The sequence below is a fragment of the Hydrogenophaga defluvii genome, assembly GCF_042665235.1.
In the GTDB taxonomy this organism is placed as follows: Bacteria; Pseudomonadota; Gammaproteobacteria; order Burkholderiales; family Burkholderiaceae_C; genus Hydrogenophaga; species Hydrogenophaga defluvii_A.
Window position 1 is genome coordinate 21,476 of record NZ_JBHTBZ010000020.1, and the last position, 20,361, is coordinate 41,836.

Annotated in this window: 22 protein-coding genes; 14 read left to right on the forward strand and 8 right to left on the reverse strand. The window is 65.8% G+C overall.

Annotated elements, in window-relative coordinates; genetic code table 11:
* Positions 1-131 precede the first annotated feature (131 nt).
* The gene (gene adk / locus ACFQU0_RS09435) at positions 132-788 is read left to right on the forward strand and encodes an adenylate kinase (protein WP_382200103.1); all 657 of its coding nucleotides are present in this window, start codon (positions 132-134) and stop codon (positions 786-788) included.
* 42 nt (positions 789-830) lie between these two features.
* Here the strand turns inward: adk and ACFQU0_RS09440 are convergent, their stop codons facing one another.
* The 4 genes from ACFQU0_RS09440 to ACFQU0_RS09455 all read right to left on the reverse strand — a co-directional run bounded on the left by ACFQU0_RS09440 (position 831) and on the right by ACFQU0_RS09455 (position 3,645).
* Entirely contained in the window at positions 831-1,310 is a 480-nt protein-coding gene (locus tag ACFQU0_RS09440; protein WP_382200105.1) for a DUF6152 family protein, read from the reverse strand.
* 14 nt (positions 1,311-1,324) lie between these two features.
* Positions 1,325-1,744: a hypothetical protein gene (locus tag ACFQU0_RS09445; protein ID WP_382200107.1), complete on the reverse strand. Its 420-nt coding sequence runs from the start codon at positions 1,742-1,744 to the stop codon at positions 1,325-1,327.
* A gap of 3 nt (positions 1,745-1,747) precedes the next feature.
* Complete coding sequence (locus tag ACFQU0_RS09450; protein ID WP_382200109.1) at positions 1,748-2,764, reverse strand: asparaginase; 1,017 nt, start codon at positions 2,762-2,764, stop codon at positions 1,748-1,750.
* 77 nt (positions 2,765-2,841) lie between these two features.
* The gene (locus ACFQU0_RS09455) at positions 2,842-3,645 is read right to left on the reverse strand and encodes a substrate-binding periplasmic protein (protein ID WP_382200111.1); all 804 of its coding nucleotides are present in this window, start codon (positions 3,643-3,645) and stop codon (positions 2,842-2,844) included.
* 128 nt (positions 3,646-3,773) lie between these two features.
* Between ACFQU0_RS09455 and ACFQU0_RS09460 the strand changes: the two genes are divergently transcribed.
* The 3 genes from ACFQU0_RS09460 to ACFQU0_RS09470 all read left to right on the forward strand — a co-directional run bounded on the left by ACFQU0_RS09460 (position 3,774) and on the right by ACFQU0_RS09470 (position 5,307).
* Positions 3,774-4,367 (forward strand): IMPACT family protein, encoded by a 594-nt coding sequence (locus ACFQU0_RS09460; RefSeq protein ID WP_382200113.1) that lies wholly within the window; start codon positions 3,774-3,776, stop codon positions 4,365-4,367.
* Positions 4,368-4,476: 109 nt separating this feature from the next.
* A complete protein-coding gene (locus ACFQU0_RS09465; RefSeq protein ID WP_382200115.1) occupies positions 4,477-5,013 on the forward strand; it encodes a bactofilin family protein in 537 nt (178 codons plus the stop codon).
* 102 nt (positions 5,014-5,115) lie between these two features.
* Positions 5,116-5,307, forward strand: a complete 192-nt coding sequence (locus ACFQU0_RS09470; protein ID WP_382200117.1) for a hypothetical protein — start codon at positions 5,116-5,118, stop codon at positions 5,305-5,307.
* On the opposite strand, the gene ACFQU0_RS09475 is transcribed toward ACFQU0_RS09470, so the two are convergent.
* On the reverse strand, positions 5,284-6,447 hold the full coding sequence (locus ACFQU0_RS09475; RefSeq protein ID WP_382200119.1) for an acyl-CoA dehydrogenase family protein: 1,164 nt from the start codon (positions 6,445-6,447) through the stop codon (positions 5,284-5,286). The genes ACFQU0_RS09470 and ACFQU0_RS09475 overlap by 24 nt on opposite strands.
* Positions 6,448-6,550: 103 nt before the next feature.
* Here ACFQU0_RS09475 and ACFQU0_RS09480 point away from each other — a divergent pair, with 103 nt between their 5' ends.
* A complete protein-coding gene (locus ACFQU0_RS09480; RefSeq protein WP_382200121.1) occupies positions 6,551-6,937 on the forward strand; it encodes a DUF488 domain-containing protein in 387 nt (128 codons plus the stop codon).
* A gap of 16 nt (positions 6,938-6,953) precedes the next feature.
* On the opposite strand, the gene ACFQU0_RS09485 is transcribed toward ACFQU0_RS09480, so the two are convergent.
* Positions 6,954-8,963 carry a S9 family peptidase gene (locus ACFQU0_RS09485; protein WP_382200123.1) on the reverse strand — a complete coding sequence of 670 codons (2,010 nt, stop codon included), beginning with the start codon at positions 8,961-8,963 and terminating at the stop codon, positions 6,954-6,956.
* Between the two features lie 125 nt (positions 8,964-9,088).
* Here ACFQU0_RS09485 and ACFQU0_RS09490 point away from each other — a divergent pair, with 125 nt between their 5' ends.
* The 6 genes from ACFQU0_RS09490 to ACFQU0_RS09515 are packed head-to-tail and all read left to right on the forward strand — an operon-like array spanning position 9,089 to position 15,782.
* Entirely contained in the window at positions 9,089-10,294 is a 1,206-nt protein-coding gene (locus ACFQU0_RS09490) for an acetyl-CoA C-acetyltransferase (protein ID WP_382200125.1), read from the forward strand.
* 20 nt (positions 10,295-10,314) lie between these two features.
* A complete protein-coding gene (locus ACFQU0_RS09495; protein ID WP_382200127.1) occupies positions 10,315-12,462 on the forward strand; it encodes a 3-hydroxyacyl-CoA dehydrogenase NAD-binding domain-containing protein in 2,148 nt (715 codons plus the stop codon).
* 2 nt (positions 12,463-12,464) lie between these two features.
* A complete protein-coding gene (fabG, locus tag ACFQU0_RS09500; protein ID WP_382200129.1) occupies positions 12,465-13,208 on the forward strand; it encodes a 3-oxoacyl-ACP reductase FabG in 744 nt (247 codons plus the stop codon).
* Between the two features lie 51 nt (positions 13,209-13,259).
* A complete protein-coding gene (locus ACFQU0_RS09505; RefSeq protein ID WP_382200131.1) occupies positions 13,260-14,588 on the forward strand; it encodes an HD-GYP domain-containing protein in 1,329 nt (442 codons plus the stop codon).
* On the forward strand, positions 14,581-15,189 hold the full coding sequence (locus tag ACFQU0_RS09510) for a chromate transporter (RefSeq protein ID WP_382200133.1): 609 nt from the start codon (positions 14,581-14,583) through the stop codon (positions 15,187-15,189). The genes ACFQU0_RS09505 and ACFQU0_RS09510 overlap by 8 nt, the downstream gene beginning before the upstream one ends.
* Positions 15,186-15,782 (forward strand): chromate transporter, encoded by a 597-nt coding sequence (locus ACFQU0_RS09515; RefSeq protein ID WP_382200135.1) that lies wholly within the window; start codon positions 15,186-15,188, stop codon positions 15,780-15,782. The genes ACFQU0_RS09510 and ACFQU0_RS09515 overlap by 4 nt, the downstream gene beginning before the upstream one ends.
* A gap of 35 nt (positions 15,783-15,817) precedes the next feature.
* On the opposite strand, the gene rlmB is transcribed toward ACFQU0_RS09515, so the two are convergent.
* A complete protein-coding gene (gene rlmB, locus ACFQU0_RS09520) occupies positions 15,818-16,561 on the reverse strand; it encodes a 23S rRNA (guanosine(2251)-2'-O)-methyltransferase RlmB (protein ID WP_382200137.1) in 744 nt (247 codons plus the stop codon).
* Positions 16,562-16,739: 178 nt separating this feature from the next.
* Between rlmB and ACFQU0_RS09525 the strand changes: the two genes are divergently transcribed.
* Positions 16,740-17,798, forward strand: coding sequence for a GGDEF domain-containing protein (locus ACFQU0_RS09525; protein ID WP_382200139.1), 1,059 nt, complete (start codon positions 16,740-16,742; stop codon positions 17,796-17,798).
* A 96-nt stretch (positions 17,799-17,894) separates the two neighbouring features.
* Here the strand turns inward: ACFQU0_RS09525 and ACFQU0_RS09530 are convergent, their stop codons facing one another.
* Positions 17,895-18,575 (reverse strand): ABC transporter ATP-binding protein, encoded by a 681-nt coding sequence (locus ACFQU0_RS09530; RefSeq protein WP_382200432.1) that lies wholly within the window; start codon positions 18,573-18,575, stop codon positions 17,895-17,897.
* Between the two features lie 76 nt (positions 18,576-18,651).
* Here ACFQU0_RS09530 and ACFQU0_RS09535 point away from each other — a divergent pair, with 76 nt between their 5' ends.
* Both ACFQU0_RS09535 and mnmH read left to right on the forward strand, forming a co-directional pair.
* Positions 18,652-19,293 carry an arylesterase gene (locus ACFQU0_RS09535; protein ID WP_382200141.1) on the forward strand — a complete coding sequence of 214 codons (642 nt, stop codon included), beginning with the start codon at positions 18,652-18,654 and terminating at the stop codon, positions 19,291-19,293.
* On the forward strand, positions 19,294-20,355 hold the full coding sequence (gene mnmH, locus ACFQU0_RS09540; RefSeq protein WP_382200143.1) for a tRNA 2-selenouridine(34) synthase MnmH: 1,062 nt from the start codon (positions 19,294-19,296) through the stop codon (positions 20,353-20,355).
* The last annotated feature ends 6 nt before the right edge of the window (positions 20,356-20,361 follow it).

The window sequence follows — 20,361 nt, forward strand, 5'->3', positions numbered from 1 at the left end:
GGGCGCTGTAAGCGGCCCGCAGGCAAGCCCATGCTATCCTCGAAAAGTTGACCTTTCGGAAGCTTTTCCGAGGGATTCAGGCCGGCTGGAGACGCCTGCCGCGATTTTTGAAACTTGCACAAAGGAACGCGATGAGACTGATACTGCTGGGAGCACCGGGCGCGGGCAAAGGCACACAAGCCACTTTCATCTGCCAGAAGTACGGCATCCCCCAGATTTCCACCGGCGACATGCTGCGCGCCGCCGTCAAGGCTGGCACGCCACTGGGCCTGCAAGCCAAAGCCGTGATGGACTCGGGCGCCCTGGTGAGCGACGACATCATCATCGGCCTGGTCAAGGAACGCATCGCCCAGCCCGACTGCGCCCAGGGTTTCCTTTTCGACGGTTTCCCCCGCACCATTCCCCAGGCCGACGCCATGAAGGACGCCGGCGTCAAGCTCGACTACGTGCTCGAAATCGATGTGCCTTTCGACGCCATCATCGAGCGCATGAGCGGCCGCCGTTCACACCCCGCATCGGGCCGCACCTACCACGTCAAGTTCAATCCGCCCAAGGTGGCTGGCCAGGACGACGTGACCGGCGAGCCACTGATCCAGCGCGACGACGACAAGGAAGAAACGGTCAAGAAGCGTCTGGAAGTCTATGACGCCCAGACCCGCCCCTTGGTGGATTACTACAGCCAGTGGGCCGCCAAGGATGGGGCGAGCGCGCCGAAGTACCGCAAGATCAGCGGCACCGGCTCGGTGGAAGACATCACGGCGCGCGCCTTCGAGGCCCTGGCACGCTGAGGCTGTCGCACCGCCAAACAAACCGGCCCCGCGCCGGTTTTTTTACGCCGGACTGGAGCGCATGCCGTAGGTCTTGCCGTTCAAGAACAGGTACTCGACGCGCAACACCGGATCGCCTTTTTCGCCCGTGAAGGTGAAGCCGACCAACGCCAGCTCGGTGCCCACCCCCATTTCAGGCACCTGCCACTGCCCCACGCGGGACAGGGGCGCCAGCTCGATTTCCCACCGGCGGTCACGGCGGGTGGGCAACACCGTCTTGGCCAGCAGGCCCCGGCCATCCACCTGGGCCGACTGCGCGGGCACCGGGCGCTGCGCCAGGTCGGCGGGCAGCGCCAGCGGGGTTTGGAGTTCCAGCATCAGTTCCACATGGGGGTTGCGCCACTTGACTTCGACCGCGCGCCCGGCCAGGTAAATCGGGCGCTCCTGATCGAAGCTGCTCCAGCCGTGGTGCGCCCACGCCATGGGCACGCTGCCCACCAACCCCAGCGCACCGGTGGTGCGCAACACGTCGCGTCTGAGCATGAGGTTCTCCTTCGTCATGTGTAGCCAATCCAGCGGCCGCAGGTGAGCACCAGCAGCCAGATGATTGTGGACAGCGCCATCAGCGCGCGGGCCGTGCCGTCCAGCTTCTGCAGCGATCCGCGACCGTGGAACCAGGCGGCGTTGCAAGCGGCCAGCGTGATCAACAGCATCTTGGCTGTGAACACGCGGTTGGCCAACAGTTCCCCGGGCATGGTGCCAAACATGGTCAGGCCCGATGCGGCCGCCAGCACAAAGCCCACACCGGCCAAGGTCAAACTCAGGCGCGCCAGTGGCTCGGCGGGCAAAGTCGCGCCCAGACCGAACACGCGCAACTCCAGCAGCACGAGGTTGCCCAGCAACAGGGCAATACCCACGATATGGACCACTTCCAGCATCGGGTAGGCCCAGGGGTGGGCGGCAAGGCTGGCCAACATGCCTCAGCCCATCAGGTCGAGCACGAGGCTCAGGCGGGCCTTGACCGGCGACAAGCCCCCGGTGTCGGGCCAGGCGTCATGGGGGCCGGGCACCACCTGCCCGTAGGCACAGCGGGTGCCTCGCCGCACCACCACACCGGCGGCCTGCGCCTGCACCAGCGCGTCCTGCAGGTCGGTGTGCAGTGTGCCGTTGCCGGTGCCGGCCACCACCAGTCCCCGCAAGGGGGCGCCGGTGTCCGACGCGGCCAGCAGAGCGCGTATCAACGCGCCGTCGGCCCCGGCATGGCTGGTGACCAACTCGACGCGGGGCCAGGCGCCGTTGGCGAGCAATGGCACCAGCGCACGGCTGGGCGCGGCGGGCTCGGGCCAGGCTTGCCACACGCGCAGGCGCCCTTCCTCCACACAGCCCAGCGGGCCGGCGTCGCCCGAGTCGAAGGCGTTCAGCCGGTAGGTGTGCACCTTTTGCACGTGGCGGGCCTGGTGCACCTGACCGGCACACACCGCCACCACGCCACGCGCGCCGGGTGCCACGGCCACACACAGGGCGTCCATCAGGTTCTGCGGGCCGTCGGCCACCAGCGCCGTGGCGGGGCGCATGGCGCAGGCCAGCACCACCGGTTTGGCGGGCGACAACACGGCCTGCAGCAGCCACGCAGTTTCCTCCAGCGTGTCGGTGCCGTGGGTGACCACCACCCCGGCCACGTCCGGCCGAGCCAGGTGGTGGGCCACGCGTTCAAGCAAGGCACGCCATACCGCCGGCCCCATGTCTTTGCTGTCGATCTGGGCCACCTGCTCGGCCTCCAAGGCCCATCCGGCCAGTGCGGGCAAGCGACCCGCCATGTCGGACACGCCCGCCAACAAATCGGCCACGCTCACCTCACCGGCGGTGTAGCCCACGTTGTCACCCGCCGCCCGGGCGCGCCCGGCGATGGTGCCGCCGGTGCCCAACACCACCAGCCGCTGCGCGGGCACATGGCGGGCCGTCGGTTCGAGGGAGGCAGATGGGGTTGGGATGGGCATGTTGTCTCCGGCAATTGGCGGCGCCACCGTGGCCCGCCCGAGGCCGCACTGTAAAACACACGCACCGTGTGTTGCCGTCAACGCCCGCCACACCCCCGTGCGAAGGTGATGCCGTGGGTGATGGCTTGGTAGCGGCCGCTGGCCTTGAGCTGGCGCAGGGCGTCCGAGGTGCGTTCGGCCAGTTCGCGCCCACGTTCGGTGGGGGCAAAGGCAACGTAAACGTCCTGACGCGACACCGGGGCCATGCCGTCGTATTGCACAGCAGCGCCCAAACCCAGCGCCTGCGCGACCTTGATGCCGGTCTTCTCGTCGAGCACAAACGCATCAATGCGGCCGGCCGCCAACTTGCGCAGGTTGAGTTCGTCGGAAGCGGCGACCTCCAGCGTGAATCCGGTGGCGGCCATGACCTCGCGCGAATACGGGTAGCCGTGGGTAATGCCCACCACCTTGCCACGCAAATCGGCCAGGCTGCGCAACATAGGCGTTCCCCGGGCAGTGAACACAAAGTCCTCTTTGCAGTCGATGGATTCGGAGGTCCGCACCATGGCTTGGTGGGTCTCAAACAAGCTGTCGAGGGCCGGGAACACCGCATCGTGCTTCGAAGTCATCAGACCGCGCAGCGCACGCGGCGGCGGCATGACCTCGATGTGAAAGTGCTGGAAACCCGCGGTGGCAGCCACCTCGCGCATCAGCTCGACAAACAAACCCTCTCGGGCATTTTCCACATGGACGGGGATCGGGTAGGTGGCGAATTCGATGCGCGGTCCCCTCACCGGTGACACACCTTCCACTGGCGAGCCCGCCCAACCGCTGCCGGCCAGCAGCCAGGCCAGCAACCCAACGCCCACACGTCCCACCTTGGTGGGTGTTGGAACTCTCATGGCACTCCCTGAACAACGTGGCGAGGCGGCCCGCAATGTCCGCCCCGCACCTGCCTGCACAATACCAAGCCGCCACAGGCTTGGCAACGGCGCAGGGTGATTCAACCAGGTCGTACACTCGGCGCCCCATGGCACAGACATTGGCCTCCGCCGTTCACCACGAGCTTGTCATCAAGAAGAGCCGGTTCATTGCCTGCGTGCAGCCGATGGATGACCGCACGGGCGCGCAGGCCGCTGTGGCAGCGCTGCGTTCGCAACACCCAGGCGCGGCCCACGTGTGCTGGGCCCTGCTGGCGGGCGGCCAGTCGGCGGCGGTGGACGACGGCGAGCCCAGCGGCACGGCCGGGCGCCCCATGCTGGAGGTGTTGCGTCACCAGGATTTGGAAGGTGTGCTGGCCACGGTGGTGCGCTACTTTGGTGGCGTCAAGCTGGGTGCCGGGGGTTTGGTGCGCGCTTACACCGACGCCGTGGCGCAGGCCCTGCTGGGCGCCCACAAGCTGCCGCTGCAACGCACGCGAACCCTGGCCTGTTGTGTGCCCTACGCGCTCGAAGGCCTGGTGCGGCGCGAGCTGGACGCGGCCGGCGCGGGCCTGCTGGCCGTCGAACATGCGGCGGTCGTGACGCTGCACTTCAAACTGCCTGAAGTCGCTGCGGCGGCGCTGCAACACCGCCTCAACGAGGCAGGGCAAGGGCACCTGGCCTGGCTGCGCACACCCGAGTGACCACACCCGCGAGACCATTGCTTACGCGTCTTGCCGCCGTGCATCACATGTAAGTGAGTGGCACGCCTAGCATGAAGGCCTCCCTATTCCGACACAGGATCCCTTCCCCATGGCATTGCAATCCCCTTTCTTCGGCAAACGCGAAACGGAGACGCCTGCGGCTCGCACCATCCCCCCGACACAGGCCGGACGCATCGGCCCCCTGACCGCAACACCACCCACGCCCGCAGCCACTGTGGCGCCGCCTGAGACACCCGCGGCTGTACCCACCAAAGACAAAGACGCACGGCCCGGCGCCGACAGTCTGCTCAAGGTCGGCCCGCTGATCCACCTCAAAGGGGTGGAAATCACCGATTGCGACACCTTGTTTGTGGAAGGCACGGTGGAAGCCACCATGGACTCGCGTGTGATGGAGATCGCACCGCCCGGGCGCTTCAAAGGCGCGGCCGAGATCGACATCGCCGAAATTCACGGCCATTTCGAAGGCACGCTCACGGTGCGCGATCGGCTTGTGATCCACCCCACTGGCCGCGTCACCGGCACGGTGCGTTACGGCAAGATCAGCATCGCCGAAGGGGGGCAGCTCAGTGGTGACGTGGGCTTGCTCGCAACACCCAGCAGCCGCGCAGGCAGCACCGCAACTTGAAACGATTGCTTACCCGGTTTGCGCAAGCGCCGCGCACGTAACAGGGCCACCGCCCTAGCATGAAACCCTCGCAACCACACTGCCCCACCAGGCAGAAACGCCATGCAACACCCGTCCACCTACGCTGGCCCACGCTTCACGACACAACGCGCGCGACGCGCCATTTCGCCGATCAACGCGGCCCAGCGTGCAGGCTATGGACTCGATGCTGTGCCGGCGGCTCCGCCCACGGCACCCACCGCCAAAACGGTTGGGGCACAACCCGAGGGCTCAACGACCACCCAGGCCCATTGAGCGGGTGATCACCTCTTTCATGATCTCGTTGGTGCCGCCGTAAATGCGCTGCACGCGCGCGTCGGCATAGGCCCGCGTGATGGGGTATTCCCACATGTAGCCGTAGCCGCCGTGCAGCTGCACGCATTCGTCCATGACCTTGCACTGCAGGTCCGAGCACCAGTACTTGGCCATGCTGGCGGTGGCGGTATCGAGCTGATCGACCGCCACCAGCTCGCAGCACTTGTCCACAAACACCCGCGCCACCTGCACCTCGGTCTGCAACTCGGCCAGGGTGTAGCGGGTGTTCTGGTACGCGGCCACCGGCTGGCCAAACACCTTGCGGTCCTTCACATAGGTCACGGTCCAGTCGATGGCGGCCTGCGCGGCGGCCACCGCACCAATCGCAATTTGCAGGCGCTCCCAGGGCAATTGCTCCATCAGGCAGATGAAACCCTTGCCTTCAAAGGCCGCGCCGCCCAACAGGTTCTCGGCCGGCACCTTCACGTTGTCGAAAAACAGTTCCGAGGTGTCCTGCGCCTTCATGCCCAGCTTCTTGAGGCGCTTTCCCTTCTCAAAGCCCGGCATGCCGCGCTCAATGAGGAACAGGCTGGTGCCCTTGGCGCCGGCTGCCGGATCGGTCTTGGCGACCACGATCACCAGATCGGCGTGCCAGCCGTTGGTGATGAAGGTCTTGCTGCCGTTAAGCAAGTAGCTGCCATCGGGCTGCTTGATGGCAGTGGTTTTCACACCCTGCAGGTCGCTGCCGGCGGCCGGCTCACTCATGGCGATGGCGCCCACCATCTCGCCACTGGCGAGTTGTGGCAGGTACTTCTGCTTCTGAGCTTCGGTGCCGTAGTGCAGGATGTAGGGTGCCACGATCTCGCTGTGCAACCCAAAGCCAATGCCGCTGAAGCCACCGGCACTCAACACCTCCATCTGTACCACCGAGTACAGCTTGTCGGCATCGGCACCGCCGTAGGCTTCGGGCAGGGTCATGCACAAGAAGCCGTTCTGACCCGCCTTGCGCCACACCTCGCGGTCCACGTAGCCCTGCTCCTCCCAAGCCTCGTGGTGCGGAGCAACCTCCTTGTCGCAAAAGCGCTGGAAGCTGTCGCGGAAAGCCTGGTGGTCGGCGGTGAACAAGGTGCGTTCGATCATGTGGAATCTCCAGAAATCATTTTGGCAAGCAGATGCTCGGCAAAACTATAACCGGCCCGACCCGGTTTGCGGCACACTGCAACACAAACCCCAGGAGGAGCCCATGGCTTTGCGCATCGTTCAATTGGGCAGCCCACGCCTGCCTGACGAGGGCACCCGCATCGGCACGGTGCGCCGCCCGCCGCGCGGCGTGCCCAAGTCGGAATTCGCCAGCGGCAACTGGTACGACGTGTGGTACCCCAACCTCGCGCCCAGCGTGGACACCATGAAACTGGGTCAGACGGCCGACACCGAAGCGCAATGGACGGCCTTTGCCAAACGCTACCGCGCCGAGATGAAGACACCCGAGAACGCGCACAGCATTGCGCTGCTGGCCCGCTTGTCTCAAGACACCGACCTCTCGGTGGGCTGCTACTGCGACAACGCGTCGCGCTGCCACCGCTCGGTGTTGCGCGAGCTGTTGCGCGAGGCCGGGGCGGACCTCGCCTAAGTGCCCCTGAGCGGCCTCACTGCCCGCGCGGCATCAGCTCGTAAAAATCAAAACCCGCGCTGCGCCCGCCCAGGCAGGTGGCCAGGGTGTCTTCCACCTTGCGCCACAGGGCCAGGCGGTTGCGCCACTTGCTGATGCTGTGGCCCTCGTCGGGGAACAGCAGGTACTCGACCGGGTGGCCCCGCTGGCGCAGCGACGCGACCACGTCGTCCGAGTCCTGGCGCAACACGCGGATGTCATTGGCACCGTGCACCACCAGCAGCGGCGCACTGATCTGGTCGAGGTAGGACACCGGCGAGTTGCGCTGCATCTCGGCGCGTTGCGCGGGGTCGGCCGGGTCGCCAAAGAAGCGGCTCGAAAGGTGGCGGTTGCGCCAGAACGGGGGCCAATTCTCGATCGTGCGCGGCCAGTCGGCCACGCCCACCACGTTGATGCCACAGCGGTAGTCGTGCCGCTTTTGCGCGAGCTGGGCCAGCACAGAGAAGCCGCCGAAGCTGCCCCCCATCACCGCCAGCCGTTTCGGATCGGCCACGCCTTGGTCGATGGCCCATTGCACGCCTTCTGCAATGTCCTGTTGCAGGCGGCCGTTGTATTCCATGGCGCCGGCCCACATGTGATCGCGCCCGTAACCGGCCGAACCACGGTAGTTGAGTTGCAAGACCGCGTAGCCTCGGTTGGCCAACATCTGACGCCCGTTGAAGATGGCGGGCGCCCAGGTGTCGCGCGCCCAGGGGCCACCATGGATGTCCACCACCAGCGGCACCGGCCCGCTCACGCCACGCGGGCGCGTGAGGTAGCCGTGGATGCGGCGGCCATCGGAGGCGGTGAAGGCCATGGGCGTGACCGCCGAAAGCACCTGTGCTTCTTCCGGAAAGTGGGTGTCGAGGCGGCTGACCAGACCCGTCTCGCGGTCCCACAGCAGCTCGGCGGCATCGAACTCGCCCAGGCTGCGCAGCAGCACACGGCGCGCCGCATCGTCGCGCCCTTGAAGGCGGGTGAAGACAGGTGCCGCAGGCAAGGCGCCTTGGGCCACGGCACGCGCCACCACGGCGTCCATCTGGGCCTTCCAGCCGGCATCGAAAAAGTGCATCTGCGGGTGGTCAGGCTCGACCGCATAGCCCACGGGCGCACCGGATGCACTGGCAAACGAAGCAGACGCCACGTCCACCACCGGGTGCTCGGCCAGCACCCGCTCGGCGCCGCTGGCCATGTCCACCTCCACCAGCGCGGCCTTGTCGCGGCCCAGGTTGGACAAAGCCCACAGCTTGCCTGTTGCCGGGTCCACGCGCAGCACCCGAAACGAATCAAAACCACCCCAGGTCTTGAGCGATTGCCAGCCGCCGGCCCCATTGCGCAACTCCAGCGCTGCACCCGAGCCGTCGTCTTTGCCCAGCTGGCGAATGCGTCCCACCGTGCGTGCATCGGTGCCCACCAGCCAGTCCAGCACAGCGCCATCGCTGCGGGCCACCTCGGTCACCTGACGTGTGGCCGCATCGGCTTCGTAGAGGTCAAAGGTGCTGCGGTCGCGCTCGTTGCTGGCGAAGAAGAAACGTGCGCTGCCGGCCGGGCCACGCGACACCACCCAGGCGCGCACGCCTCGGGCGGGCGTGAGTTGCCATTCACGCCCCTCCGCTGCCTGGGCGTCGAGCACGCGCAGCTGCGTGTTCTCGTCGCCCCGTTCGTCCTTGCTGAACACCACATGCCGGCTGTCGGGCAGCCAGTTGTAGTAACCACCGCGTCGGCCTTGGTTGCCAATGGCAAAGGTGCGCACCGCGCGCGCATCGTCCACCGGTCGCACCGCCAGGCCGTTGTCGGTGCCCACGGTTTGCGACCACAAAAGGCGCTGGCCATCGGGCGACAGCACAAACCCACCGGTGCGCTCGATGTTGGCCACAAAACGCCGCATGGGCAGCAGCGGCGCCAGCGACTGCGTGGTCTGGGCGGACACCAGCGTTGACTGCGTGGGAGCGGTGGCGCACCCGGCCAACAGTGTGACCAACATGGCCCCCAACAAAATCCCCTTCATGCCCGCCTCCTGTGTGATGTTTTTGACACCACAGCATAGCCGCACAGGTTGTCACAATTTATACAGAGCAATCGCTCGGCAAAACTATACTGTTGGCTTCACATCCCACACCGCCGGAGACCCCCATGACCGAAGCCTATGTGTTCGACGCCATCCGCACCCCACGCGGCAAGGGCAAAAAGGACGGCAGCCTGCACGAAGTCAAGCCCATCAACCTGCTGACCGGCGTGCTCACCGAGCTGCAACGCCGCAACGGCTTTGACACCGCACGGGTGGACGATGTGGTGATGGGCGTGGTGTCGCCGGTGGGTGAGCAGGGCTCGGTGATTGCCAAAACCGCCGCGCTCAAGGCGGGCTGGGACTGGACCTGCTCGGGTGTGCAGCTCAACCGCTTCTGCGCCTCCGGCCTGGAGGCCGTGAACATGGCGGCACAAAAGGTGCGCAGCGGCTGGGAAGACCTGGTGGTGGCGGGCGGCGTGGAGAGCATGAGCCGCGTGCCGATTGGCTCGGACGGTGGTGCCTGGGCGCAAGACCCCGAAACCAACAGCCAGACCGACTTTGTGCCGCAGGGCATTGGCGCCGACCTCATCGCCACGCTCGAGGGCTTCACGCGCGCCGACGTGGACGCTTACGCCGCCGAATCACAACGCCGCGCGGCAGCGGCGCGCGAGGCGGGCTACTTTGCGCGCTCGGTGGTGCCGGTGAAAGACTTTCTGGGCCAGACCATTCTGGACCACGACGAGTTCATCAAACCGCGCACCACAGTCGAATCGCTGGCCGGCCTCAAGCCCGCGTTTGAACAACTCGGCGCCATGGGCTTCGATGCGGTGGCCATTGGCCGCTACCCACAGGTGGAGCGCATCCACCACGTGCACCACGCCGGCAATTCGTCGGGCATTGTGGATGGTGCGACCGCCATGCTGATCGGCTCGGACGCCGCCGCCAAGGCCCACGGCCTGACGCCGCGTGCGCGTATCGTGGCCGCCGCCGTTTCGGGCGCCGACCCCACCATCATGCTGACCGGCCCCACGCCAGCCGCACGCAAGGCGCTGGCCAAGGCCGGGCTCACAGTCGACCAGATCGACCTGTTCGAAGTGAATGAAGCCTTCGCCGCCGTGCCCATGAAGTTCATGAAGGACATGGGCGTGCCACACGACAAGGTCAACGTCAACGGCGGTGCCATCGCCATGGGCCACCCGCTGGGCGCCACCGGCGCCATGATTTTGGGCACGCTGATCGACGAGTTGCAACGCAGAAACCTGCGCTACGGCCTCGCCACCTTGTGTGTGGGCGGCGGCATGGGCATCGCCACCATCGTTGAACGCATCTGAACGAAAGCGGATACCTCACCATGATCACAAACACCATCCGCTACGAGCTGCAAGACGGCATTGCAACGATCACCTTCGACGAGCAGGGCTCGCCGGTCAACACCATGTGCCGGCAGTGGCAGCAAGACCTGCAGGCGGTCACCGCACAGGTGCTGCAAGACAAAGACCAGATCTCGGGCATCGTGCTCGCATCGGTCAAGAGCAGCTTTTTTGCCGGTGCCGACCTCAAGGCCACGATGCGCCTGACGGCTGCCGATGCACCCGCCGTGTTCAATGAAATCGAGACCATGAAACGCGCCTTCCGCGCGATCGAAACCCTGGGCAAACCGGTGGTGAGCTGCATCAACGGCGCGGCCCTGGGCGGTGGCTGGGAGGTGGCACTCATCGGCCACCACCGCATTGCCGTCAACGACAACAAAGTCCAACTCGGCCTGCCCGAGATCACCCTGGGCCTGATGCCTGGCGCCACTGGTATCACCAAGATGGTTCGGCTGCTGGGGCTGATGGGCGCGCAGCCCTACATTTTGGAAAGCCAGTTGTTCAACCCGGCCCAAGCCCACGCACTGGGCTTGGTGCACGAACTGGTGGACAGCCCAGCCGCCCTGCGCCCCGCCGCCCTGGCCTGGATCGCCGCCCACCCCAGCGCGCAGCACCCCTGGGACGACAAAGCCTACAAGCTGCCGGGCGGCACACCGGCCAACCCCAAGATCGCGGGCGCATTGACCGTGGCGCCGGCCATGCTCAAACAAAAAACGCGTGGCCTGTACCCGGCGCCCGAATACGCGTTGGCCGCCATGGCCGAAGGGGCGTCGGTCGATTACGACACCGCCCTGCGCGTCGAAAGCCGCTACCTCGCCAAGCTCATGACAACGCCGGTGGCGCGCAACATGATCAACACCTTCTTCTTCAACATGAACGCCATAAAGAGCGGTCAGTCGAGGCCGAAGGACGTGCCGCGCTACAAGCCGCAGAAGGTGGGCCTGCTGGGCGCGGGCATGATGGGCGCCGGCATTGCCTACGCCCAGGCCAGCCGGGGCATCACCACGGTGCTCAAAGATGTGTCGCTTGAGAAGGCCGAGGCGGGCAAGACCTACAGCGTCAAGGTGACACAACCGCGCGTGGACAAAGGCCGCATGAACCCGCACGACCAGGCTGCGCTGCTGGCCCGCATCACGCCCACAGCCAACGCGACCGACCTGGCCGGCTGCGACCTCATCATCGAAGCCGTGTTCGAAGACCGCGCGCTCAAGGCCCGGGTGACACAGGAGGCCGAGCCACAACTGGCCGCTAGCGGCTTCTTCGCCAGCAACACCTCCACCCTGCCCATCAGCGGTCTGGCCACGGCCAGCGCGCGGCCGGAGAAGTTCATCGGCATCCACTTCTTCAGCCCGGTGGACAAGATGAAGCTGGTCGAGATCATCCGCGGTGCCAAAACCGACGACGAGACCGTGGCGCGTGCGTTTGACTACGTGCAGGCGCTGGGCAAGATCCCCATCGTTGTGAACGACGCGCGCGGCTTTTACACCAGCCGCACCTTCGGCACTTTCGTGATGGAAGGCGCGGCCATGCTGGGCGAAGGCATCCCTGCCGCCGTCATCGAAAACGCGGGTGTCCAGGCGGGCATGCCGGTGGGCCCGCTGGCGGTGCTCGACGAAACCGCGCTGTCCTTGAGCGTGCACGTGCTGGACCAGACCCGCGCCGACCTGGCCGCCGAAGGCAAGACCTACACGGCCACGCCGGGCGAGCTGCTGGTGGAAACCATGGTGAAGGAGCTGCACCGCAAGGGCCGCGCGGCCGGTGGCGGCTTTTACGACTACCCGGCCGGGCAGAAAAAAACGCTGTGGCCGGAACTGAAAACCCGGTTCGAAAAGCCCGGCGCCACCTGGGACATGTTGACCCTGAAAGACCGCTTGCTCTACCGGCAAGCGGTGGAAACCGCGCGCTGCCTCGCCGAAGGCGTGCTCACCACCGTGCACGACGCCAACATCGGCTCCATCTTCGGCATCGGCTTCCCGGCTTGGACGGGCGGCGCCATGCAGTTCATCTACGGCACCGGCATCGACGCGTTTGAAAAACGCTGCGCCGAGCTGGCCGCACAATGCGGCCCGGGCTTTGTCCTGACCGATGCCGTCAAAGCCACCCTCCGACAACACCAACCCCGTTACTGAACATGCCCCGTCTGCAAGGAAAAGTCTCCCTCATCACCGGCGCCGCCCAAGGCATTGGCCTGGCCACCGCGCTCAAATTTGCCCAGGAAGGCGCCACTGTTGTCGTCTGCGACATCAAACAGGCCGGCGTGGATGCGGCCGTGGCCCAGTGCCAGGCAGTGGGGGCCACCGCCGTGGGCTTTGTGCTGGACGTGACCCAGCGCGAGATGGTGGACGCCGTGGTGGCACAGGTGAAGGACCGCTTTGGCCGCATCGACGTGCTGGTCAACAACGCCGGCATCACACAGGATGCGCGGCTGCAGAAGATGACGCTGGAGCAGTTTGACCGCGTGATCGACGTCAACCTGCGCGGCGTTTTCCACTGCACGCAGGCCGTTGCAGACACCATGGTGGCCCACGGCAGTGGCGTCATCCTCAACGCCAGCTCGGTGGTGGGCATCTACGGCAACTTTGGCCAGACCAACTACGCGGCCACCAAGTTCGGTGTCATTGGCTTCACCAAAACCTGGAGCCGCGAGCTGGGCCCCAAGGGCGTGCGTGTCAATGCCGTGGCGCCCGGTTTTGTGGAGACACCCATCCTGTCCACCATCCCCGACAAAGTGCTCGACGAGATGCGCGCCCACGTGCCCCTCAAGCGCCTGGGCAAGCCCGAAGAAATCGCCAACGTCTACGCCTTTCTGGCCAGCGACGAGGCCAGCTACGTCAACGGTGCGGTGTTGGAGGTGTCGGGCGGCATGACGGTGTAATGCAAATGTAAACTTGCGGAAACATATTGCTGCACCCCCCGCAGCCACACGATGACCGCAAACGACAACCCCGCCGCACCACAGGTCGATGCCGAACACTTCACCCGCGCGGTCACAGCGCTGGGGGAGAAACGCGCCGTGGTGGCCAAACAGGCCATCTTCAACGCCCAGGGCATCAAAATCGTCGAAAAAGGCACGGCCATCAACGCCAGCCTCTACGAACGGTTGAACGCCCACAAGTTGCCCGAACCGCTGGAAGACGCGTTGTCCACCGAAGGGATCGTCACCGGGCGGTCGCTGCGGCTGGACATGGAACTGGTGCTCGAAAACGAGCCGTTCTACGCGCGCATGACCACCACGCCCACCGAGCGCGCCAAGCGGCTGGACGTGATCGAAAAACTGCCCCTGCCGGACGCGATGGCGTTTCAGCTGACGCTGGCGCGGGACCTGCAGCCCAGCGTCTACCGGCACAGCCTGCGCGCCATGTGGACCATGGCCTGGCTGGCCAGCCACCCCTTGGGCAAACGGTTTGAGCTGTCGGAGGCGGCGGCCGTGGGGCTGCTGCACGACATCGGCATGTTGCACCTGGACCCGGCCTTGCTGGACCCGACGGCGGAACTGACCCGTGGCCAGCGCCGCCAGCTCTACAGCCACCCTATCATCAGCATGATGCTGATCGAGCGCCACCACGCCTACCCGAAAGAGGTGGTGCAGGCGGTGCTGGAACACCACGAATGCCTGAACGCATCGGGTTATCCGCGCAACCTCAGTGGCAACCAGATCAGCCCCTTGGGGCGCTGCATGTCGGTGGTCGAGGTGGTCACCGCCATGATTGGCAGCAAACGCGATGGCGGGGAGTTGCGGCTGGCGGTGTTGCTGCGCATGAACATGCACCGCTACGACCCGGCGCTGATCGCACGCATCATGGGTCTGCTGCACCCCGAGCTCGATCCCGGCAGCGAAGCGGTGGAGCTGATCGACGCGCCCGCACAACGCCTGATCGAGGTGGACGAGGTGGTGGCGGCCTGGCCACGCGACTTCTCGGTGTTTGGCGAACTGACGCCAGAACGCCAGGCGGGCCTGACCGTCGTCAGCGAACAGATGTCGCAACTGCGCCGCACCCTGGCCGAGGCCGGCCTGGCCCCCGCCCAACTGGAACAGTTGGGTGACGGTGCCAACGATCCGATGCTGGCGCGCGAACTGTCCCTGCTGGCCAAAGAAGCCGCTTGGCAGTTGCGCACCTTGGCCCGCCAAGCTCGCAGGCGCTGGCGCGCAGGCGCCCAAGGCAGCTACCCGACCGAATTGCAAGCCTGGATGGACCGTTGCGACAGCCTGGCCCAGAGCCTGTTGGGCGCGGCGACCGCCGAAAACGATGACTGAAGCCACCGCCCCATCCACAGCACCTGCGCTCAACGCACCCACCTCCCGCACCGACCTGTTCGTCTCTTTCACCTGGCTGGCGCTGCAAGGTTTTGGCGGCGTGTTGGCGGTGGTGCAACGTGAGCTGGTGGAGAAAAAACGCTGGATGACCCGCGACCAGTTCGTGGAGGAATGGGCCGTCGCCCAGATCATGCCTGGCCCCAACGTGGTCAACCTGTCGATGATGATTGGCGGACGCTACTTTGGCCTGTCGGGCGCGCTCGCGGCGCTGGCCGGCATGTTGGCCGCGCCGCTGGTGGTTGTGCTGCTGCTGGCCGTGCTTTACGGCACCGTGGCCGAGCAGCCGGTGGCCCAGGGTGCGCTGCGTGGCATGGGTGCGGTCGCCGCCGGGCTGATCACGGCCACCGGCATCAAGCTGATCGCGGCACTCGACAACAACGCCATGGGCCGCCTGGCCTGCTCGCTGCTGGCCGCCCTCACCTTCGTGGCCATCGCATTGCTGCGCTGGCCCCTGCTGTGGGTGCTGCTGGGCGTTGGCGGCGGCGCCTGCCTGTGGGCCTACCACGTGCTGGGTCGCATCACACCCACGGCACGACCATGAACATGGCCCCCACCTTCGCCAACTGGCTGGAGTTGTTCACCCACTTCGCCACGCTGTCCTTGTTGGGTGTCGGTGGCGCCATCACCACCGCGCCCGACATGCACCGCTACCTGGTGCACCAGCAAGGCTGGCTGAGCGATGCCCAGTTCACATCGTCCATCGCGCTGTCACAGGCAGCGCCCGGCCCCAACGTGTTGTTCGTGGCCTTGCTGGGCTGGAACCTCGGGTTGAATGCGGCCGGTGGACCGGCGGCCGGTGCCATCGCCTGGTGGACGGCGCTGCTCGGTGTGGTCGTCACCTTGACAGCCATCATGCTGCCCTCGTCGGTGTTGACCTACACCGCCACCCGCTGGGCCCACCACAACCGCGAATTGCGCGCGGTGCGAGCCTTCAAGACCGGTATGGCGCCCATCGTCATCGCGCTGTTGGTCGCCACGGGCTGGCTGCTCACCGCCGCCCACGACCAGCCCGCGCGCGACTGGCCGCTGTGGCTGTTGACGGCCGGCGCCACCCTGGTCGTGTGGCGCACCAAAGTGCACCTGCTGTGGCTGCTGGGCACCGGCGCGCTGCTGGGGGCGGCCGGCCTGGTCTAGGCTCTGTTGCGGCGCGCGGTGGCGCCATCACGTTGTCACGAGCGCTGGCGCAGCGCCTCGTACAGGCACACGCCGCTGGCCACCGACACGTTCAGGCTCTCCACCGCACCCGCCATGGGGATGCTGACGAGTTCGTCGCAGGTTTTGCGGGTGAGCTGGCGCATGCCGTCACCCTCGGCGCCCAACACCAGGGCGGTGGGGCCTTTGAAATCCATCTGGTACAAGGACTTGGGCGCATCGCCGCTGGTGCCGATGACCCAGATGTTGCGTTCTTTCAGCTCACCCAGGGTGCGCGCCAGGTTGGTCACCATGAAATAAGGCATGGTTTCGGCCGCACCGCTGGCCACCTTGGCCACGGTGGCGTTCAAGCCCACGGCGTGGTCCTTGGGCGCAATGACGGCGTGTGCACCGGCCCCGTCGGCCACCCGCAGGCACGCACCCAGGTTGTGCGGGTCGGTCACGCCATCGAGCACCAGCAGCAAAGGCACCTGTCCGGCCGCTTCCAACTGGTCGAGCAAATCGTCCAGCGAACGCGCCAGATCGATGGCCTGGACGCGGGCCACCACACCTTGGTGACCATGGCTACCGCAGAGCTTGGCCAAGCGCATGCCATCGGCGTCCAAGAGGCGCAGGCCGGCCTCTTTGGCGCGTTCGACAAACTGCCGCATGCGGGCGTCGCGGCGCGACGGATCGACGTAGAGCTCCAGGATGGAGGTGGGGGCGGTTTTCAGGCGAACGCCCACCGCATGGAAACCGAACAGGACTTTGGGCGCAGACATGACCCGATTATCCCCGCACCGGGTTGTTGCCCTCGCGGCTCGGCCACGCGAGGCGCAACGCACCTCAATTGTTAACGATATTCAAACCACACGAAAGAATCTCCAAAGCCATCCACAATCCGTCAACACATCGCCAAGCCCTCTCGGCTGGCGACGTTTTTTTCACGAAGTTGTCAAGATGAGCAACAACATCATCAAGTTACCTCCCCTGCTGGAGCGCCTGGGCTCCATGACCGCGATTCGCGACACCGAGTTGCTGGAACAAAGCCTGCTGAAGACTTTGGGGGCCGTTCTGGGCGTGAACGATGTATCGCTGTACAAGACGGACGAGTACCAGCGCTGTGTGGGCGTGCTCAACCACCACCGCTCGGTGGTGCTGGACCGCGAGGGTGTCGAACGCGTGACCGAGCGCATCGAAACCGTCTACCAGAACGTGGAGGTGCCTGCGCCCGAACTGGCCCTGATGGAAAACGTGCGCCTGACCCACAAGCCCAGTACCTGGCAGATCGACGGCAGCACCCTGGTGATGCTGCCGCTGATGAATGCCCGTCGCTTGTGTGGCCACATCGCGTTTCGCAAGGCCAACGGCCTGAGCGACACCGAACACGCCATCGTCCATGGCGTCCTGGAGGTGTATGCCAACTACTACAGCCTGCTCGACGACAGCCAACGCGATCAACTGACCGGCTTGTACAACCGCCATGCGCTGGACACCGGCATCGAGCGCATGTGGCCGCTGCTGGCACAACACGGCAAGTCGCAGGCGCCGTCACGACGCCGCACCGCCGAGTACGACTACTGGCTGGCCATGCTGGACATTGACTATTTCAAGGTTGTCAACGACACCCACGGTCATGTGGTGGGCGACGAAATCCTGCTGCTGGTCTCCCGCATGGTGGCCGATTGTTTCCGCAAAAGCGACCTGATCTACCGCTACGGCGGCGAAGAGTTCCTGGCCATCACCAGCGCGGCCTCCGAGGCCGATGTGCTGGATGTCATGGAGCGTGTGCGCCTGCGCATCGAAGGCCACCGGTTCCCGCAGGTCGGCCAGGTCACCGTCAGCATTGGTGTGGCGCGCATCGACGCGCAGTATTCCGCCCAGGAAATCATCGCCCGCGCCGACCGCACGCTCTACCAAGCCAAACGGGATGGCCGCAACCGCACCTATTGCTACGACCTGCTGCAGTCCGAGGGCGCCCTGCCCAGCCTGCACTTCGGTTCGGCCGAGCTGTTCTGAGGCTCCAGGGCCAGTTCATACGGCTTTGAATTCAAGCGTAGAACGAGGCGGGAAGCCGAAGACAGTGCCACAGCACGGCGAGGCGAACCAACGAAGTTATACGTTTGAAGGCGAAGTCGTATCGGCCATGCGGCCCGCCTCGATGGTGATGCGGCGCTCGCAGCGTGCCGCAATGGCGCGGTCGTGCGTCACCAACACCAGGGTGGTGCCCAGTTCACGGTTCAACTCAAACATCAGCTCCATCACCCGCTCGCCGGTGGCGAAGTCCAGGCTGCCCGTGGGTTCGTCGGCCAACAACACCGCCGGGTGCACCACAAAGGCCCGCGCCAACGCCACACGTTGTTGCTCGCCACCCGAGAGCAGCTTGGGGTAGTGCCCGAGGCGCTCGCCCAAGCCCACGCGTTTGAGCATGTCGGTGGCAGCGCTGCGTGCGTCGCTCCGCCCGGCCAGCTCCAGCGGCAGCATCACGTTTTCGAGCGCGGTCAGGTTGCCCAGCAGCTGAAAGCTCTGGAACACAAAACCCACCTTCTGCGCGCGCAACGCAGCGCGTTGGTCTTCGTCCAGCGCAAACAAATCGACACCGGCCAGGTGGACCGTGCCCGTGCTGGGGGTATCGAGGCCCGCGATAATCGACAACAAGGTGCTTTTGCCCGAGCCCGATGCCCCAACGATGGCCACCGTCTGCCCAGCCGCGAGGGAAAAATCGACATCGCGCAGAATGGTCAGCGTGCCGGTGGAATCGGTGACCGACTTGCCCACGCCACGCGCCACCACCATGGCAGGCGCATCCGCCGCGCTGACCTGACCCGAACCCTGAACCTGATGCTCTTGAAACATGCGTGACCCAATCTGGATGAGGCGACACTTTAACGTGGCCTGCGCTGCGCTGGCGCTGTGGGGGATTGCGGGCAGCGCCACCGCGCAGTCGCCCGCGCCCGCCAAAACGGTGTTGGTGGTGGGCGATTCGTTGAGCGCCGAGTACGGCCTGCGCCGAGGCAGTGGCTGGGTTGCGCTGCTGGAGCAACGCCTGGTCGAACAAAAGCGGCCCTGGCGTGTGGTCAACGCCAGCATCAGCGGCGACACCACCTCGGGCGGTCGTTCGCGCCTGCCGGCGCTGCTGAACCAGCACAAGCCGGCCGTGGTGGTGATCGAGCTGGGCGGCAACGACGCGTTGCGTGGCCTGCCGCTGGAGATGACGGAACAGAACCTCCGGGCCATGGCACAGGCTGCCCGCGCCGCCGGCGCGCGCGTGCTGGTGGTGGGCATGCAGGTACCGCCCAATTACGGCGCCGCCTACACCCAGCGGTTTGCCGACACCTTTGCCCAGGTTGCGCGCACGGAAAAAGCGGAACTGGTGCCCTTCCTGCTCAAGGGCGTGGCCGATGCCGCCGACCCCCTCGCCCTTTTCCAGAACGACCGCATCCACCCCAACGAGCAGGCCCAACCCACCCTGCTGGCCAATGTGTGGCCCAACCTGCAGAAGTTGCTGAAATAAATGAGCGTCCACAAGATCAGCGCGACCGAAGCGCTGCAACACCTCGCCGCGTTCGATGCCGTCATTGATGCCCGCAGCGAGGCCGAGTTTGCCGAGGACCACCTGCCTGGCGCCGTCAATTGGCCCACGCTGAACAACGAGGAGCGGCGGGTGATTGGCACGCTGTACAAGCAGGTCAACCCGTTTGAAGCCAAGAAGCGCGGCGCGGCGATCTCGGCTCGCAACATCGCGGCCCACATCGAACGCGAACTGCTGGACACACCCAAAAGCTGGCAGCCGCTGGTGTACTGCTGGCGCGGTGGCAACCGCAGCGGTGCGCTGGCCACCATCCTGGGGGCCATTGGCTTCAAGGTGACGCTGGTTGAGGGGGGTTACAAAGCCTACCGCACCGCCGTGCTGGCAGACTTGCCCGCGATGGCACAGCGGCTGCGCTACCGTGTGGTGTGTGGCCGCACCGGCACCGGCAAGACACATTTGTTGCAAGCCCTGGCGGCCCAGGGCGCACAAATCCTCGACCTGGAGGCCTTGGCGCAGCACCGCAGCTCGGTACTGGGGCTGATCCCGGGGCAACCCCAGCCCAGCCAAAAACTGTTCGATTCACGTCTGTGGGCGGCGCTGCGTGCGCTCGACCCGGCACGCGAGGTGTACGTGGAGGCTGAAAGCAAACGGGTGGGCAATGTGACGGTGCCAGAAGCGCTGATCCACGCCATGCGCGCCAGCCCCTGCCTGACGCTGGAGATGGACTTGCCCGACCGCGTGGCCCTGCTGCTGCACGACTACGCGTTTTTTGCCCAGGATGCCGAGTTCTTTTGTGATCGGCTCGCCACCCTCACCGAATTGCGCGGACGCGAAACCGTGGGGCGCTGGCAGGCACAGGCGCGCTCAGGCCAGATGGCCGAAGTGGTGGAGGACCTGCTGGCCAACCACTACGACCCGCGCTACGAGGAATCGATGGCACGCAACTTTGTGGCCTACCCCACGTCCACGCGCTGGCCCGTGACCTACCAGGGCGCGGGCAGCTTCGAGGTGCTGGCCAGGCAATTGCTCGCCGCCAGCAACTGACACAGG

What these genes read in the sequence shown, in the direction of transcription:
- adk (WP_382200103.1), top strand. Translation starts at nt 132, where the DNA reads ATGAGACTGATACTGCTGGGAGCACCGGGCGCGGGCAAAGGCACACAA.
- ACFQU0_RS09440 (WP_382200105.1), bottom strand. Translation starts at nt 1,310, where the DNA reads ATGCTCAGACGCGACGTGTTGCGCACCACCGGTGCGCTGGGGTTGGTG.
- ACFQU0_RS09445 (WP_382200107.1), bottom strand. Translation starts at nt 1,744, where the DNA reads ATGTTGGCCAGCCTTGCCGCCCACCCCTGGGCCTACCCGATGCTGGAA.
- ACFQU0_RS09450 (WP_382200109.1), bottom strand. Translation starts at nt 2,764, where the DNA reads ATGCCCATCCCAACCCCATCTGCCTCCCTCGAACCGACGGCCCGCCAT.
- ACFQU0_RS09455 (WP_382200111.1), bottom strand. Translation starts at nt 3,645, where the DNA reads ATGAGAGTTCCAACACCCACCAAGGTGGGACGTGTGGGCGTTGGGTTG.
- ACFQU0_RS09460 (WP_382200113.1), top strand. Translation starts at nt 3,774, where the DNA reads ATGGCACAGACATTGGCCTCCGCCGTTCACCACGAGCTTGTCATCAAG.
- ACFQU0_RS09465 (WP_382200115.1), top strand. Translation starts at nt 4,477, where the DNA reads ATGGCATTGCAATCCCCTTTCTTCGGCAAACGCGAAACGGAGACGCCT.
- ACFQU0_RS09470 (WP_382200117.1), top strand. Translation starts at nt 5,116, where the DNA reads ATGCAACACCCGTCCACCTACGCTGGCCCACGCTTCACGACACAACGC.
- ACFQU0_RS09475 (WP_382200119.1), bottom strand. Translation starts at nt 6,447, where the DNA reads ATGATCGAACGCACCTTGTTCACCGCCGACCACCAGGCTTTCCGCGAC.
- ACFQU0_RS09480 (WP_382200121.1), top strand. Translation starts at nt 6,551, where the DNA reads ATGGCTTTGCGCATCGTTCAATTGGGCAGCCCACGCCTGCCTGACGAG.
- ACFQU0_RS09485 (WP_382200123.1), bottom strand. Translation starts at nt 8,963, where the DNA reads ATGAAGGGGATTTTGTTGGGGGCCATGTTGGTCACACTGTTGGCCGGG.
- ACFQU0_RS09490 (WP_382200125.1), top strand. Translation starts at nt 9,089, where the DNA reads ATGACCGAAGCCTATGTGTTCGACGCCATCCGCACCCCACGCGGCAAG.
- ACFQU0_RS09495 (WP_382200127.1), top strand. Translation starts at nt 10,315, where the DNA reads ATGATCACAAACACCATCCGCTACGAGCTGCAAGACGGCATTGCAACG.
- fabG (WP_382200129.1), top strand. Translation starts at nt 12,465, where the DNA reads ATGCCCCGTCTGCAAGGAAAAGTCTCCCTCATCACCGGCGCCGCCCAA.
- ACFQU0_RS09505 (WP_382200131.1), top strand. Translation starts at nt 13,260, where the DNA reads ATGACCGCAAACGACAACCCCGCCGCACCACAGGTCGATGCCGAACAC.
- ACFQU0_RS09510 (WP_382200133.1), top strand. Translation starts at nt 14,581, where the DNA reads ATGACTGAAGCCACCGCCCCATCCACAGCACCTGCGCTCAACGCACCC.
- ACFQU0_RS09515 (WP_382200135.1), top strand. Translation starts at nt 15,186, where the DNA reads ATGAACATGGCCCCCACCTTCGCCAACTGGCTGGAGTTGTTCACCCAC.
- rlmB (WP_382200137.1), bottom strand. Translation starts at nt 16,561, where the DNA reads ATGTCTGCGCCCAAAGTCCTGTTCGGTTTCCATGCGGTGGGCGTTCGC.
- ACFQU0_RS09525 (WP_382200139.1), top strand. Translation starts at nt 16,740, where the DNA reads ATGAGCAACAACATCATCAAGTTACCTCCCCTGCTGGAGCGCCTGGGC.
- ACFQU0_RS09530 (WP_382200432.1), bottom strand. Translation starts at nt 18,575, where the DNA reads ATGGTGGTGGCGCGTGGCGTGGGCAAGTCGGTCACCGATTCCACCGGC.
- ACFQU0_RS09535 (WP_382200141.1), top strand. Translation starts at nt 18,652, where the DNA reads ATGAGGCGACACTTTAACGTGGCCTGCGCTGCGCTGGCGCTGTGGGGG.
- mnmH (WP_382200143.1), top strand. Translation starts at nt 19,294, where the DNA reads ATGAGCGTCCACAAGATCAGCGCGACCGAAGCGCTGCAACACCTCGCC.